Here is a 13,976-nt window from a genome sequence, read left to right on the forward strand (position 1 = left end):
TTAATATACTTAGTATATCATATCATCAGATGATTTTGTCGTTATCTTTGTAAAAAATTACTATCTCCTTTGACTTTTTCTATTCTATCCTTTACAGTCGAAATGTTCGCAAGTTTTACACTGTAGGAGGATTACAATGAATATTGAAATAAAAGACACTTTAATTTCTGAAGAACAATTACAAGCAAAAGTTAAAGAATTAGCACTTCAAATCGAACGTGACTTTGAAGGAGAAGAAATCGTAGTTATCGCAGTATTAAAAGGTTCATTCGTATTTGCTGCTGATTTAATTCGTCACATCAAAAATGATGTAACAATTGACTTTATTTCTGCATCTAGCTACGGAAATCAAACAGAAACAACAGGAAAAGTGAAACTACTAAAAGATATCGACGTAAACATTACTGGGAAAAACGTAATTGTTGTAGAAGATATTATCGATTCTGGTTTAACACTTCATTTCCTAAAAGACCACTTCTTTATGCATAAACCAAAGGCACTCAAGTTCTGTACATTACTTGATAAGCCAGAACGCCGTAAAGTAGACTTAACAGCTGAGTATGTTGGCTTCCAAATTCCAGACGAATTCATCGTTGGATACGGTATCGACTGTGCTGAGAAATATCGTAACTTACCATTTATCGCTTCAGTTGTAACGGAATAATCGTATAACTTAAAAAATTGATAGTACATAAAATGTATATCGGCGATTTTTTAAATATATCGACTTACCGACAATAACTGACAATGTTAGCATCCAATTAATAGGGAGAAGCTGTTCTAAAATACATGGGAACAGCTCCTTTCTTGCCATTACAAACTACAGGGAGAGATGAAAAATGACAAAGACAAAATTTGAAAAAGTACTCCTTATCGTAAATCCGAAAGCTGGTCAAGGTGACTTACATACAAATTTAACGAAAATCGTACCACCTCTTGCCGCAGCTTTTCCTGATCTACATATCCTTCATACGAAAAAACAAGGTGATGCAACAAAATATTGCCAAGAGTTTGCTAGTAAAGTAGATTTAATTATCGTCTTTGGTGGTGATGGAACAGTATTTGAATGCACAAATGGCTTAGCACCTCTCGAAAATAGACCTACACTTGCAATCATTCCAGGCGGAACTTGCAACGACTTCTCTCGCACACTTGGTGTTCCGCAAAACATTGCAGAAGCAGCAAAACTTATTACAAAAGAACATATAAAACCAGTTGACGTTGCAAAAGCAAATGGACAACATTTCTTAAACTTCTGGGGCATTGGTCTCGTATCTGAAGTATCAAACAATATCGATGCAGAAGAAAAAGCAAAGCTTGGTAAAATCGGTTACTATTTAAGCACAATTCGAACTGTAAAAAATGCTGAAACATTCCCAGTAAAAATTACTTATGACGGACAAGTATATGAAGACGAAGCTGTCCTTGTCATGGTTGGAAATGGTGAATATCTTGGTGGTATTCCATCCTTTATTCCGAACGTTAAATGTGATGACGGAACACTTGATATTTTCGTAGTCAAATCAACAGGTATTCAAGCATTTAAAGATTACATCGGAAAGAAACTATTCGAGGATTCAAATGAAAATGACATCTTCCACGTAAAAGCGAAATCCATTCATATTGAAACGAAAGAAGAAAAAGAAGTAGATACAGATGGAGAAAGTTCGCTTCATACACCTTGTCACATTGAATTATTAACAGGACACTTTACGATGATTTATAATCCTGCGGTTGTGTAAAGAAAAAAACGAGTGCTAGCACTCGTTTTTTTCTCTTCTAATCTAGCTATGTCGTTGAATCATTTCTTGTATTTCTTTAACTCTCTCTAAAGTAATTCCATTTCTTTGTTCGATTGCTAAAGGATGCTCGGTTGGCTCTAATTCAACATACGGTGCCGTTCCAACTTCTCTTATATGTACATTTGTTTTTAAATTTAATGTTTCTGGATAAAATGGTATTTCTACAGATAACCAACCAAAATAAGGATCACTATTTTCTCGGCCTATCTCATCCCACTTTTCTAATACTTCATCATAACTTTCTTTACTAAGTGATACCCAAACAGTCCATATGAAATTTTCGTGGTAGTCAATGATAGGAATCTCTAAACATCCTCTAATAAAATAATGTTCATCATCCATTACACAAAGATCCGATGTTAAATGGAAGCGTCCCTCTCTTTCATAGGGCGCTACCTCGTAATAATAATATGGCGCTTCACTTCCGTAGCATAGAGGTAGTGCAAAACGATGCATTTGTACTTTTTCTCCGGATTTTCTTCTTCTTTTCATTTGTTATTCTTTCTCCTATCCTTTTCAGTCACAATCAAACTCTACCCAATTTCTCCAATGCGTATTAGCATTTTCATTCACAATAACACTTGGATCTTTCTTCTCTATTGCAGAGGCTACTGATTGGAAGAATTCATTTTCACTTACTTTTTCGTCTTCAACATGTTTCCATTCTTCCGTTTCATACGCTACTTCCCAGTCGCCTTCTAAACCGAACTCTTCTAAAATTTCTCCTTTATCCCACCACAATAATTTTTGAGCTTCCTCATTAGTAGCAAGCATACGCATGAAGTATGTTGGATAATGCTCTGTCGTTTGTACTTCTATTCCATTATTTATATAATCTTCTTCTGTAAATTCATATTCAAAATGATGCTCGCGAATTTTTAAACTGCCGTTATAAATATTCGGTATAAATTCACCTTCATCATCAAACAACTCATAATCGCCATTATTTAATTGTAAAATGCAATCATCACCCATTGAATGAGTAATTCTATCGCCATATACTTGAATATCATTACATACACCTAATGAACCTACACCCACAATTTGAAACACCATTAGCCAATCCTTAGCATCTTTAAAGAAAAGAGAGAATTTCACTTGTGAAATATCCATATATTCATTATCAAAGGCAGGAAATTCATAGTTACTTTGCTTTTTATCTAATAGTTTTAAAATATCTTTTTGCATATGTATCATCTTCACCCCGATATAAACAAAAATATTTTTTTAATTTCACTAGAGTATAACATAACCATACTTACCTGTGACATTCTAATAAAACTACTAAAAAATAGAAGAATGGCTTGTTTGCATACTCTAGTTCTTTTTATGTACAATGAAGGAAAGAAGTACCTTCATATAAGGGAGAGGACAAACTTTGTTCAACCAACAATTAGTTAATTTACGCATTGATTTTGCATTTAAACAATTGTTTGGTACGAATGGTAGCGAAGATATTCTAATTGCATTTTTAAATGCTATGTTACAAGAGTCTTTAGAGTCGCCCATTGCTTCTCTACAACTAGAAGATCCACATTTACACAGGGAATATGAAGAGGATAAGTTATCTATTTTAGACATTTCAGCAACATTAGACACAGGAACAAAAGTCAATGTAGAAATACAACTCAATAATAATCACGATATGGTTAAACGCAGTTTATATTATTGGGGAAGACTATACACATCTCAACTACAAAAAGGGATGCCCTACAGTGCACTTCACAAAACCATCACCATAAACTTACTAAACTTCGTAATGTTTTCGGAACACCCAGCCTTCCATACAACAAGCATATTATGGAATACACAACAACAAAAACTCCTGAGTGACGACATTGAAATCCACATTATAGAAATTCCAAAGTTAACTGAACAATGGCATGAAGAAAAAGTAAATCCGTGGAAAGATCCATTTGTTCGTTGGCTTTTATTGCTTTCGGCAAATGAGGATGAGCACTTAACTAAACTATTGGAGGATATTGCTATGAACGAAGATCCTATTTTACAAAAAGCGATAAATAAATGGGAACGTATGAGTCAAGATTCTTCTTTCCGGCAAGCCTATGACGCAAGGGAGAAAGTTTTAATGGATGAAGCAGCAAAATTCGCCCATGCAGAGACAGAAGGAATAAAAAGAGGAATGGAACAAGGAATTAAAAAAGGGCTTGAAAAAGGGCTTGAAAAAGGCATTGAACAAGGTCGAAAAGAAGGAGTTCAACAGGGGAAAATTCAAATGATTAAAAATATGTATGATCTTGGTATACCACTTGAAACGATTGCTAAGGCAAGTAAATTAAGTTTGCATGAGATTGAGCATATTTTAGGACATAAATAGTCATAAAAAAAGAGCTTGAATAGTTTCAAGCTCTTTTTTTATCAACTCTCCTCAATATCATCCAATTGAGTCTTATAACACTCATCACACTCTGGCCTCGTAGGAAGAATCCCTCTTTCATCAGGTAATAAAACCCTCAAAACTTCTCGATCCATCTCTGCAAAAGACTTCATAATAATGGGATATCTTTCTCTAAAAAGGTTAACATCCATACAGTTTTTCCTTTATCGTTCATCAGCAGCACTTTATGGTTTAACTTCCAAGCCACTTCACTAACATGATCAAACATCTTTATTAATACGCCTTAATCAATTTCAAGCCAACCCATTCCCATAGAAAGAAATAACAACAGTCCGATTACAAAAAAGAGACCCCCAGTTAAAAAATAGAACGGCACTCCATGCAATGGATCACTAAATAACTCTATCAAATTTCCAGCTACTACTTTCCATTTCTCTTTCTTTGAATTTTTTTCTTTTAATTCTTTTATAAATCGATAATTACTTATACTAATCAAAATAATTCCTATTAATAGGCATCCTACTATGATTAAAATCTCCAAATATAACACTCCATGTGTACATTTATATTTATTTTCGTTTACATACTATTGTTATTCATAATCCATTTTAGCTAATAAACAAACGAAAGAGAACTAGGTGGATTAATGTTTACTTAAAAATAAAAAGTCCGAAACTATATAAAGTGATTTCGGACTTTTTATTTTTAAAATATTAAATTACATTTCGAACAAAAAGGAGCTGAATTTCCTCTTCTAATTTTCGTATCACATTTTGGACAATATACATATCGTTCCTCTACCTTTTGTCGTTCTATCATGTGTAAGGATACTATTTTCATACTGCACATAATTCCAATTAAGATAAGGCTAAAAATGAGTAGCACAACGCTCTTCCTTCCTTAACTACTTACCTATATTTTACCATTAAATAAAGATAATTTTATACTTATAATCCTATCTTGTCCTTCATACTGGAAGAAACTTTCTTTACTTCTATTTACTCATCAGTGTGATTCTTTTTTGTCTATATAAATAAAGAATACCTGTAACTATAAAAACAATCACGCCAAAATACACGCCATATTCTATCGCGATCGCTACAATACTTTCAATATGTTGTCCAAATAAAGCACCGAGCACAAAATAAACGAGTGTCCAAACAAATCCTGTCGTATAAGAATACAATGCATACGTCTTAAATGACATGTTATTCATTCCAACTAAATACGGCACGATATGTCTTACAACTGGTATGAAATAGCTTGTAACTAACGCGTACTGTCCGTATTTATCAACCATTTCTTGTGATTTTATTAAATACTTTGCTTTTTTCTTTTTCATCAATTTATGGAGTACCTTCGTGCCAAATACCTTCCCTAATATATATCCTAAAGAAAGCCCTGATACAACACCTAAATATGTTAATACAAATGAAGGAACAACACTTAATATACCTACTGAAGATACGAAACCACCACTCATAACAATCATTTCATCTGGAATTGGCATACCGATAATACCTAACCATAAACAGAAAAATAATGCCCAATAACCGTATTGCTCGATATAGGATAATAATTCATGTAATTCCATTATGCATACGCTCTCCTTAGTTCTTTTTTGCAACTAAAGACGTAGGCTGGCGGGAAATTGAGCCATACTTTTTCTAGTGTAATTTCAGGGAAGAAATGCTGTATAAACCCTTTTTTCACAAGTGAATATTGAAATGTAATGAACTCACCATTCTCATGTATCGCTTCCATCGCATTATTTAAAATGCGCTTTGAAACTTCTTCTGGTAAAGAAGTGAAAGGCAACCCTGATAAAACGTAATCAATGCATTCTATATTGAGCTCCTCCATATACTTCTTTATATTTTCAGCTGAACCGTGTACAACAATGACATTCTGCTCATCTTTAAACTTTTTTTTTAATTCTTTGAAAAATACTTCATTAATTTCAATAAGAAGAAATATTGTTTCCTTCTTTTTTCTCTTCATAATCTCTTTCGTAAAAACCCCTGTGCCAGGCCCTAACTCTACAATACATTTCGCTTTATTAAAATCAATTACATCGACCATTTTCTTCGCTAATATTTTTGAACTTGGCGCAATTGCACCAGTATGTTTTGGATGCTTTATAAATTCATGTAAAAATGTAATGAGCTGCATGTAAATCTCTCCTCATTCGTTCGATAGTTTTTAACTTGTGTCTAAGTATAACTATCGTTTCTTAATAAAAATTGAGGAAGTTTCTTAAGATTTTATGAAGAATAAAAAAACAGCTATCGCGTGTAGCGATAGCTGCCCCTTATTACTTCGCACTCACGATCTTATAATAAGAACGAACCGTTAAGAAGTAATATCCAATATAGATGACACCGTATACTCCAATACTAATGAGAAGTGGAATCATAATTTCAAATGGTAATATATTTGATAAACCTTTTAGTGCAAATAAACTGTGTAAAATACCGATTACTAACGGAATAGCGAAGATAAAGCTTACTTGTTTTGCGATAGCTTTCTTCATTTCTTGCTTCGTTACACCAACTTTATGAAGGACAATGTAACGATCACGGTCAGCACTTGCTTCTGTTAATTGTTTAAAGTAAATGATTGAGCCTGTTGCTAATAGGAATACTAATCCTAAGAATAACCCAATAAACATCATTAAGCCTGTCGTTTCAAGCCCCATTTGGAATCCTGTATAGAAATCGTTAAATGGTTTTAAAACTTCTGATTCTCCAGCTGGCATAATGCTTGCTAATTTTGCTGTTAACTCTTTACTATTTCGCTCACCTTTTACATCAATATTTTTTACAGTACGCGTTTCGTTTACTTGTTTCACTTGCTCATATGTTTTATCAGGAACGATTACAAATAGTTCATTTAAATTTGTAAGGCTTCTATTATTTACACCTTTAATTTTTAATTCTTTTGACTCATTTCCAACAGGGAATACAGCTGTATTTCCTGTATAAAGAGGACCAAAATCAAGTTTCTCAATATATAAGCTATCATATACGAAAGCTTCATTCGCACTTAAATTTACAGGTTCTACATCTAAATGTTTCACATGTTTATTAAAGCTTGATTGAGAAATAAGCTGGTACTGATTCGTAACATTATAGTGTGTGTTCAGAACTTGATCAGCTCTTTCACCTTTAAATGTTCCTTTCACAGGAATCATTTCAACTTCTGATTCATATGTGACTGGGTGATTATTCTTCTCTCTAGCAAGTATTTCATTTACTTTTTTATCTAATGCTGCATCTTTTTTCTCATAGGAATAACTATACGGCGCAGCAACTTTTGATTGCGTAAATGTGTTGTAATACATCGTAACTGACGTACCAACCGCTGTTAATGTAACTGCACTTAAAATAGCGATTGTCGCCAATGATTTCGCATTTCCTTTAATACGATATAGTAACTGCGATGTCGTTACCATATTCATACCATTATAAAATGCTGACTTATTATTTCTTGCACGTTTCAATACAAATACTGTGAAGAACATGAACAGTAAATAAGTCCCTGCTACTGTCGCTAATAAAATATATAATGCAACGACCATAAAGTCTGCATACATAACTGCTTTCATGTACATTAGCGCTAAAAAATAACCTGAACCGATTAAGAAAACTGAAATTAATGCCATGATGACAGATCCTTTTGGCATTGCTTCTCCTTCACGTTCTGCACGGAAAAGTTCAATTAACTTAAAGCGATAAATTAAACGATATCCTTGAAGTGATGTATATAAAATAATCACAAAGAAAATAATTGCTGTATCAATAATGGCAGCCATCGGTACTTCGAAATGAACGTTTAAATTTAATCCCATCATATTTACTAATAACTCAAGGAATAATTTCGAAAGGACACTACCGATCGCAATCCCGATTACTAATGACATTAATCCCATTAACATATTTTCATAAAAGAGCATTTTACCAATTTGTCTTTTACGAATACCTAATAACGAATATAAGCCAACTTCTTTTTTACGTTTACGTGTAAAGAATCCGTTCGAATATATAATGAACACTGCTACGAAAATGATAAGCATCACACTTGAAACTTGGAATGCTCCGCTAATTTTTTTTGAAGCTTCTGCTGCTTTTTCCATTTGTGAATTATATTGCAGTGCTTTAAATGTAAAATAAATAACGATACTAAAAATCATAGATGCGAAATATACAAAGTAGTCTTTAAAGTTCCGCTGTATGTTGCGGAGGGCAATGCTAGATAAGGTCATCAGCCATACCTCCAGAAATAGAAGACATTACGTCAACGACTTTTTGGAAGAACTGTTTACGCGTTGATTCACCACGGTGCAATTCTTTATATAGTTCACCATCTTTAATGAAAATAACTCGTTTACAATAACTTGCTGCAAATGCATCATGCGTTACCATTAAAATTGTTGAGTTATCATATTCATTTAATGACTTCATACTTTCAAGTAAATCTGTTGCAGATTTAGAATCAAGCGCTCCAGTTGGCTCGTCTCCGAAAATCATACTTGGATTCGTAACGATTGCACGTGATGCTGCGCAGCGCTGCTTCTGTCCACCTGACACTTGATATGGGAACTGACTTAAAATATGATCAATACCAAATTTCTTTGAGATTTCAAGAACGCGGCGATCAATCTCACTCGCTTTCACCTTTGATAGCGCAAGTGGTAAAGCAATATTCTCTTTCACTGTTAACGTATCTAATAAGTTATAATCTTGGAAAATGAAACCTAAATGATCGCGGCGGAATAATGCTAACTTATCATCATTCATTTTCACAATATCTTTTCCATCAATTAAAATTTCACCGTTCGTCGCATTATCAATTGTAGAAAGAACATTTAGTAAAGTCGTCTTACCAGAACCAGAAGGTCCCATAATTCCAACGAACTCACCTTCTTTTACTTGTAAGTTAATACCTTTTAACGCTGCAAATTTATTACCACCCGTGTCATATACTTTTTCAATATTTTTTGCTTCTAATACTGTTTTCATCTCGACATCCCTCATTTCTTCTATTCTCTATTTTCAACTATATACACTCTCTACTCTTGCCACTATCGATGTTTCTTACACAAACATGACAGTTATGTAAGGCACATAAGTAAAGAAATCAAAAAGTTAACATAATGAATTAAAGTACTTTGTTACTATAACATTGGGATATCATACCATCCATTCATTCTCCTTACAGGAACATTACAATTTTGTAAGGTGAAAAAGTTACCTACAAAGTTGTGCACGAAATGTCGGATGGGGCCATTTCGTTCCTGCTATTCTATGTACAGAGGAGGTCATAATATGGATTCACTTAAAAATATGAATGCTGCAATGCGCTATATTGAAGATAACCTTACGAATGAAATTGATTTTAAAGAAGTTGCAAAAATAGCTTACTGCTCCGAATATCATTTCAAGAGAATGTTTTCTTTTTTAGCTGGCATATCACTATCAGAATATATTCGCTGTAGACGTCTTACTCTCGCTGCCTTTGAACTAAAAAACAACAATGTAAAAGTCATTGATATCGCTATAAAATATGGATATAACTCACCAGATTCATTCGCTCGTGCATTTCAAAACTTGCACGGTATAACACCTTCAGAGGCCCGAAATAGTAGCCATTCTTTGAAGGCTTATTCACCAATGACCTTCCAATTATCCATTCAAGGAGGAAATGAAATGAACTATCGAATTGAAGAAAAAGAGCCCTTTCGAATTATAGGTATTACAAAACGAGTACCAATCGTTTTTAACGGTGTAAATGAAGAAATTGCTTTTATGTGGAAAAGTTTAAACCCAGAGTCTATTCAAACATTAAAGTCCCTTTCAAACATTGAACCTACTGGAATTATTAGTGCTTCTACTAATTTTTCTGAAGGAAGAATGGAGGAAAAAGGAGAACTCGATCATTATATTGGAGTAGCCACAACAAAGGATTGTCCAGAGCAATTCGCGCAACTCGAAGTCGCAGCTTCAACATGGGCTATATTCGAAGCTGTCGGCCCATTTCCTGATGCACTACAAAATGTATGGGGACGTATTTATTCTGAATGGTTCCCTTCTTCGAACTATGAACTAGCGGAAGGACCGGAAGTATTGTGGAATGAACAGAAAGACATATCTTATCCAAACTTTAAAAGTGAAATTTGGATACCGGTTTTGAAGAAGTGATAAAAAAACAAAGCTGCTCTTCCCTAAAAGGAAAAGCAGCTTTATTTACATTTTCAACTCTTCTTTATAAATACTATATGACTTTATTGTTGATACGATAATACATATTAATATGATTCCAATTCCCATAAAAATATTAAATGGATCTGGAAGCAAAGCCCCGGCATATATACAAAGTGAACCTATTACAAATACTCTCGAAGCAAATCTATGTGTTTTTCTCCAAACTACAGGATTTTCTAATGTCCAGCCCATTCGGATGCCTACTAACCCGTTTGGCTTCGTTTGTTGCATGTAATTACCTAGTACAAGAAACAATGTTCCAAGTCCAAAATTAAATGCAATTGAGCCCGATGCAATATAATTAGACGCTGCTAATAGTGCAAATATGTTACATCCAAATCCGATAAAGAGAATGGCATAATTAATCGCTGAAAGAACTTTGGATTGCTGTGTAGACTTATCTTTTATGAATCCAAAAACTAGCCATATCATATAGAGCACTACCATACTACCTATCGAGAATGAACTTGCTTCTATTTTAGAAAAATATCCATCTACTACTCCCGCTGCATTATAATGACGTGGAATTTGTTCTGGTAAATGTGGCCATACAATATACCATCCAATTGCAATGCCAATAATTAAACTCCATGGTAATACGTGTCTTTTCATCCTCTCTCCCCCATAATTTTTTATTAGGCCCCTATTTCTTTTTTATAAGCAACATAAGAATATACCATCGTACCAACAACCAGTGCGACTACAACACTTAATAAGCAAATCATTTTCCACATTCCCGGAAGAAACGCGGAAAATATGATTACAATACCGCCAATCATCATAATCTTTGCCCCTAACCTATGTGTTTTTCTCCATACTTCTTCACTGCTTAACGTCCACGGTGTTTTTATACCTATAAAGAAATTTGGTTTACATTGCTGCATATAATTGCCGAGTATTACAAAAAGGACACCGACCATTATGTTCACAACAATTCCAATTGGAATGTTATATCCTAAAGCATTTGCTAGTGTCATCATATTAATAGTAAATAAGAAAAATAAAATTGCTCCATTAATCCTTCCAAGTGCTTTAGGAAATTTTTTATAGTTCTCGTACCTTGGATCTATCTTAGGCAATACAGTTATTAATACATATATAAAAACCATAATTGCTACATCAAAAATCAACATTCCCATTTTTGACATATGCCCATTTACTTCACCATCAATGTTCCAATGACTCGGAACCTCTCCCGGTAAATAAGGCCATGCAGCACACCATGCAATAATCGTTAAAGCAATTAATAATAACGGAAATATATGCTTCCTCATTTCTCCTCTTCCCCCTTATTCGTAAATGTAAACACCCAAGTCAATAAATCTTGAAAGACCGTTGTGTTTAAAGAGTACACAACGAATTGCCCTTTCTTTTCATCTTGAATAAGTTCAGCATTTTTAAGTGCGCTTAAGTGGTGTGAAATACTTGGTTTTGTCATATTGAAATGTTCAGCAATCTCACCAGCGGTTAGATCACCTTCTTTTAATAAGTCTAAAATTTTTCGCCTTGTTGGATCTGCTAATGCTTTGAATGCTTGATTCAATGTCTTTCTTCCTTTCGATAATTAGACATTTAGATATTTATCTAAATGTTAAACCGATTACCGTTATTTGTCAATTTCATCCAGCGCCCTTTTTACTTTTCTCACTTTTAACCTATACTGTTTACTAGCTTATCTTTCAACATAATGAAAAGACTTGAAACACATGATACACTATAGCTACAATTGTTTTTTTGAGGAGGAATATACATATGTATAAAATTTTAATCGTTGAAGACGATCCAAATATTTCATCATTACTGCAATCTCACATTCAGAAGTACGGTTATGAGGCTGTGGTAGCGGAGAATTTCGATGATATTATGGAATCGTTTAACGCTGTGAAACCACATCTTGTTTTACTTGATGTAAACTTACCGAAATTCGATGGTTTCTACTGGTGCCGTCAAATTCGTCATGAATCTACTTGTCCAATTATTTTCATTTCAGCTCGTGCTGGTGAGATGGAACAAATTATGGCAATTGAAAGCGGTGCGGATGATTACATTACAAAACCGTTCCACTACGATGTTGTAATGGCGAAAATTAAAGGACAATTACGTCGTATTTACGGTGATTATGCACCAAATATTTCTGAACGTATCGTTGAAGTAGAAGGTTTAAAACTATTCCCAGAACGTCCTGAAATTCACTTCGGATCTGAACAAGTTCTTTTAACGAAGAAAGAAGCTATTTTAGCTGAAATGTTATTATCTAAATTCCCTCGTACAGCGAGCCGTGAAGATTTATTAGCTGCGCTTTGGGATGACGAGAGCTTCGTTGAAGAAAATACATTAAACGTAAACATTACGCGTCTTCGTAAAAAGTTTAATGAGCTTGGCATTGAGAACTCTATTGAAACAGTACGTGGACTTGGATATCGCTTTAACGCAACTTGGAGTGAATAAGCATGAAGCTATTTTTACGTGATCATTTTGCATTTTTCCTACTGTACGTTTTAAACTTCGGTATCATTTTCGTTCTTTATGATGCAGTAGATGGATTTCAAAACAATAAATTTTACTTCGTCGTTTTAAGTTTATATTTATTTATTTGTTTCCTCGCTTACCGTTACGTTCGCAATCGTAGAATGTACCATAGATTAAGTGAGCAACCAGAAAAAATGGAAGATGCGTTTATTGAAAGAGCGACTGCTCCGATGCCTCACGGTGTCAATGAACTCGTGCGTACGCAGTACCGTCTCTTCCAAAAAGAACTACAATCGTATGAAGTAAAACAACAAGAACATCAACTATTCATTAACCATTGGGTACATCAAATGAAGACACCTGTTTCTGTTATGCAGCTTATGGTGCTAGAAATGGAAGACGAGCATTTAATTCCAAAGTTTAAAAAAGAATTAGAGCGTCTAAACCAAGGGCTTGATATGGCTTTATACATGGCTAGGTTAAATAACTTCCATGAAGATTTCCATGTCGAGACGATTTCATTAAAAGATACGGTAACAAAAAATATTAATGGATTAAAAGAACTATTCATTCGTAATGGTGTCTTCCCTGTTTTAGAAGTCCATTCTGATTTAAAAGTTGCTTCTGATGCGAAATGGCTAAAATTTATCATCTATCAATTAATGACAAACGCTGTTCGTTACTCCGGTGAGCGCGGAAAGAAAGTTTTCTTATCTGCTTACCGAAACGGAAAAGATATTATTTTAGAAGTTCGTGATGAAGGTGTTGGTATTCCACAAGAAGATATTCGAAGAGTATTTGAACCGTTTTACACTGGGAAAAACGGTCGCGCCTTCGGAGAATCTACTGGTATGGGACTTTATATTGTAAGTAAAATTTGTGATTATTTAGGTCACTCTGTCAAACTAGATTCTGAAGTTGGTAAAGGAACGACCATTAAAATCATCTTCCACAATGCTGCAAATAATCAAGCAGAACATACGGAGAAGGTGACCGAAGTATGATCGTAACATATGCAAGCAAAATGTATGAGAACTCACTCTCATACATTTTTTGCAATACAACTACTTCTATATCTTCTAG

17 protein-coding genes are annotated in these 13,976 nt (G+C 34.1%); 6 read left to right on the top strand and 11 right to left on the bottom strand.

All coding sequences use genetic code 11. The annotated features are described in order from the left end of the window. Positions 1-136: 136 nt before the first annotated feature. Positions 137-664, top strand: coding sequence for a hypoxanthine phosphoribosyltransferase (gene hpt / locus AC1Q8L_RS28290; RefSeq protein WP_001019295.1), 528 nt, complete (start codon positions 137-139; stop codon positions 662-664). Positions 665-839: 175 nt separating this feature from the next. Next, positions 840-1,742, top strand: a complete 903-nt coding sequence (locus tag AC1Q8L_RS28295; RefSeq protein ID WP_000167892.1) for a diacylglycerol/lipid kinase family protein — start codon at positions 840-842, stop codon at positions 1,740-1,742. A 42-nt stretch (positions 1,743-1,784) separates the two neighbouring features. On the opposite strand, the gene AC1Q8L_RS28300 is transcribed toward AC1Q8L_RS28295, so the two are convergent. Beyond that, positions 1,785-2,294 (bottom strand): DUF2199 domain-containing protein, encoded by a 510-nt coding sequence (locus AC1Q8L_RS28300; protein ID WP_000830217.1) that lies wholly within the window; start codon positions 2,292-2,294, stop codon positions 1,785-1,787. A gap of 24 nt (positions 2,295-2,318) precedes the next feature. Next, complete coding sequence (locus AC1Q8L_RS28305) at positions 2,319-2,990, bottom strand: DUF7003 family protein (protein ID WP_001168096.1); 672 nt, start codon at positions 2,988-2,990, stop codon at positions 2,319-2,321. Positions 2,991-3,180: 190 nt separating this feature from the next. Between AC1Q8L_RS28305 and AC1Q8L_RS28310 the strand changes: the two genes are divergently transcribed. Further along, positions 3,181-4,140 (top strand): Rpn family recombination-promoting nuclease/putative transposase, encoded by a 960-nt coding sequence (locus tag AC1Q8L_RS28310; protein WP_098312156.1) that lies wholly within the window; start codon positions 3,181-3,183, stop codon positions 4,138-4,140. Between the two features lie 304 nt (positions 4,141-4,444). On the opposite strand, the gene AC1Q8L_RS28315 is transcribed toward AC1Q8L_RS28310, so the two are convergent. From AC1Q8L_RS28315 to AC1Q8L_RS28340, 6 genes are all read right to left on the bottom strand, one after another. Next, positions 4,445-4,702: a hypothetical protein gene (locus AC1Q8L_RS28315; protein WP_000404320.1), complete on the bottom strand. Its 258-nt coding sequence runs from the start codon at positions 4,700-4,702 to the stop codon at positions 4,445-4,447. Positions 4,703-4,866: 164 nt separating this feature from the next. Continuing rightward, complete coding sequence (locus AC1Q8L_RS28320) at positions 4,867-5,046, bottom strand: hypothetical protein (protein WP_001986677.1); 180 nt, start codon at positions 5,044-5,046, stop codon at positions 4,867-4,869. A 109-nt stretch (positions 5,047-5,155) separates the two neighbouring features. Next, positions 5,156-5,755, bottom strand: a complete 600-nt coding sequence (locus tag AC1Q8L_RS28325; RefSeq protein ID WP_000418941.1) for a DedA family protein — start codon at positions 5,753-5,755, stop codon at positions 5,156-5,158. Then, a complete protein-coding gene (locus AC1Q8L_RS28330; protein WP_001176062.1) occupies positions 5,755-6,333 on the bottom strand; it encodes a class I SAM-dependent methyltransferase in 579 nt (192 codons plus the stop codon). Before AC1Q8L_RS28330 ends, AC1Q8L_RS28325 begins: the two co-directional genes overlap by 1 nt. A gap of 142 nt (positions 6,334-6,475) precedes the next feature. Next, positions 6,476-8,425 (bottom strand): ABC transporter permease, encoded by a 1,950-nt coding sequence (locus AC1Q8L_RS28335; protein ID WP_000176156.1) that lies wholly within the window; start codon positions 8,423-8,425, stop codon positions 6,476-6,478. Continuing rightward, on the bottom strand, positions 8,412-9,182 hold the full coding sequence (locus AC1Q8L_RS28340; protein ID WP_000859656.1) for an ABC transporter ATP-binding protein: 771 nt from the start codon (positions 9,180-9,182) through the stop codon (positions 8,412-8,414). Before AC1Q8L_RS28340 ends, AC1Q8L_RS28335 begins: the two co-directional genes overlap by 14 nt. 306 nt (positions 9,183-9,488) lie before the next feature. On the opposite strand from AC1Q8L_RS28340, the gene AC1Q8L_RS28345 reads away from it, so the two are divergent. Beyond that, positions 9,489-10,361, top strand: a complete 873-nt coding sequence (locus AC1Q8L_RS28345) for an AraC family transcriptional regulator (protein ID WP_000377712.1) — start codon at positions 9,489-9,491, stop codon at positions 10,359-10,361. Between the two features lie 45 nt (positions 10,362-10,406). Here AC1Q8L_RS28345 and AC1Q8L_RS28350 read toward each other — a convergent pair whose 3' ends face one another. From AC1Q8L_RS28350 to AC1Q8L_RS28360, 3 genes are read right to left on the bottom strand one after another with little or no spacing between them, the layout of a single operon-like run. After that, on the bottom strand, positions 10,407-11,036 hold the full coding sequence (locus AC1Q8L_RS28350) for an SdpI family protein (protein WP_000820669.1): 630 nt from the start codon (positions 11,034-11,036) through the stop codon (positions 10,407-10,409). 23 nt (positions 11,037-11,059) lie between these two features. Next, positions 11,060-11,698 (bottom strand): SdpI family protein, encoded by a 639-nt coding sequence (locus AC1Q8L_RS28355; protein ID WP_001225506.1) that lies wholly within the window; start codon positions 11,696-11,698, stop codon positions 11,060-11,062. Continuing rightward, positions 11,695-11,967 (bottom strand): autorepressor SdpR family transcription factor, encoded by a 273-nt coding sequence (locus tag AC1Q8L_RS28360; protein ID WP_001070530.1) that lies wholly within the window; start codon positions 11,965-11,967, stop codon positions 11,695-11,697. The genes AC1Q8L_RS28355 and AC1Q8L_RS28360 overlap by 4 nt, the downstream gene beginning before the upstream one ends. 209 nt (positions 11,968-12,176) lie before the next feature. On the opposite strand from AC1Q8L_RS28360, the gene AC1Q8L_RS28365 reads away from it, so the two are divergent. Beyond that, complete coding sequence (locus AC1Q8L_RS28365; protein ID WP_000276738.1) at positions 12,177-12,872, top strand: response regulator transcription factor; 696 nt, start codon at positions 12,177-12,179, stop codon at positions 12,870-12,872. Positions 12,873-12,874: 2 nt separating this feature from the next. Then, on the top strand, positions 12,875-13,897 hold the full coding sequence (locus AC1Q8L_RS28370) for a sensor histidine kinase (protein WP_000765342.1): 1,023 nt from the start codon (positions 12,875-12,877) through the stop codon (positions 13,895-13,897). Positions 13,898-13,976 lie beyond the last annotated feature (79 nt).

Source organism: Bacillus sp. GW823-FHT06A11, assembly GCF_058795355.1.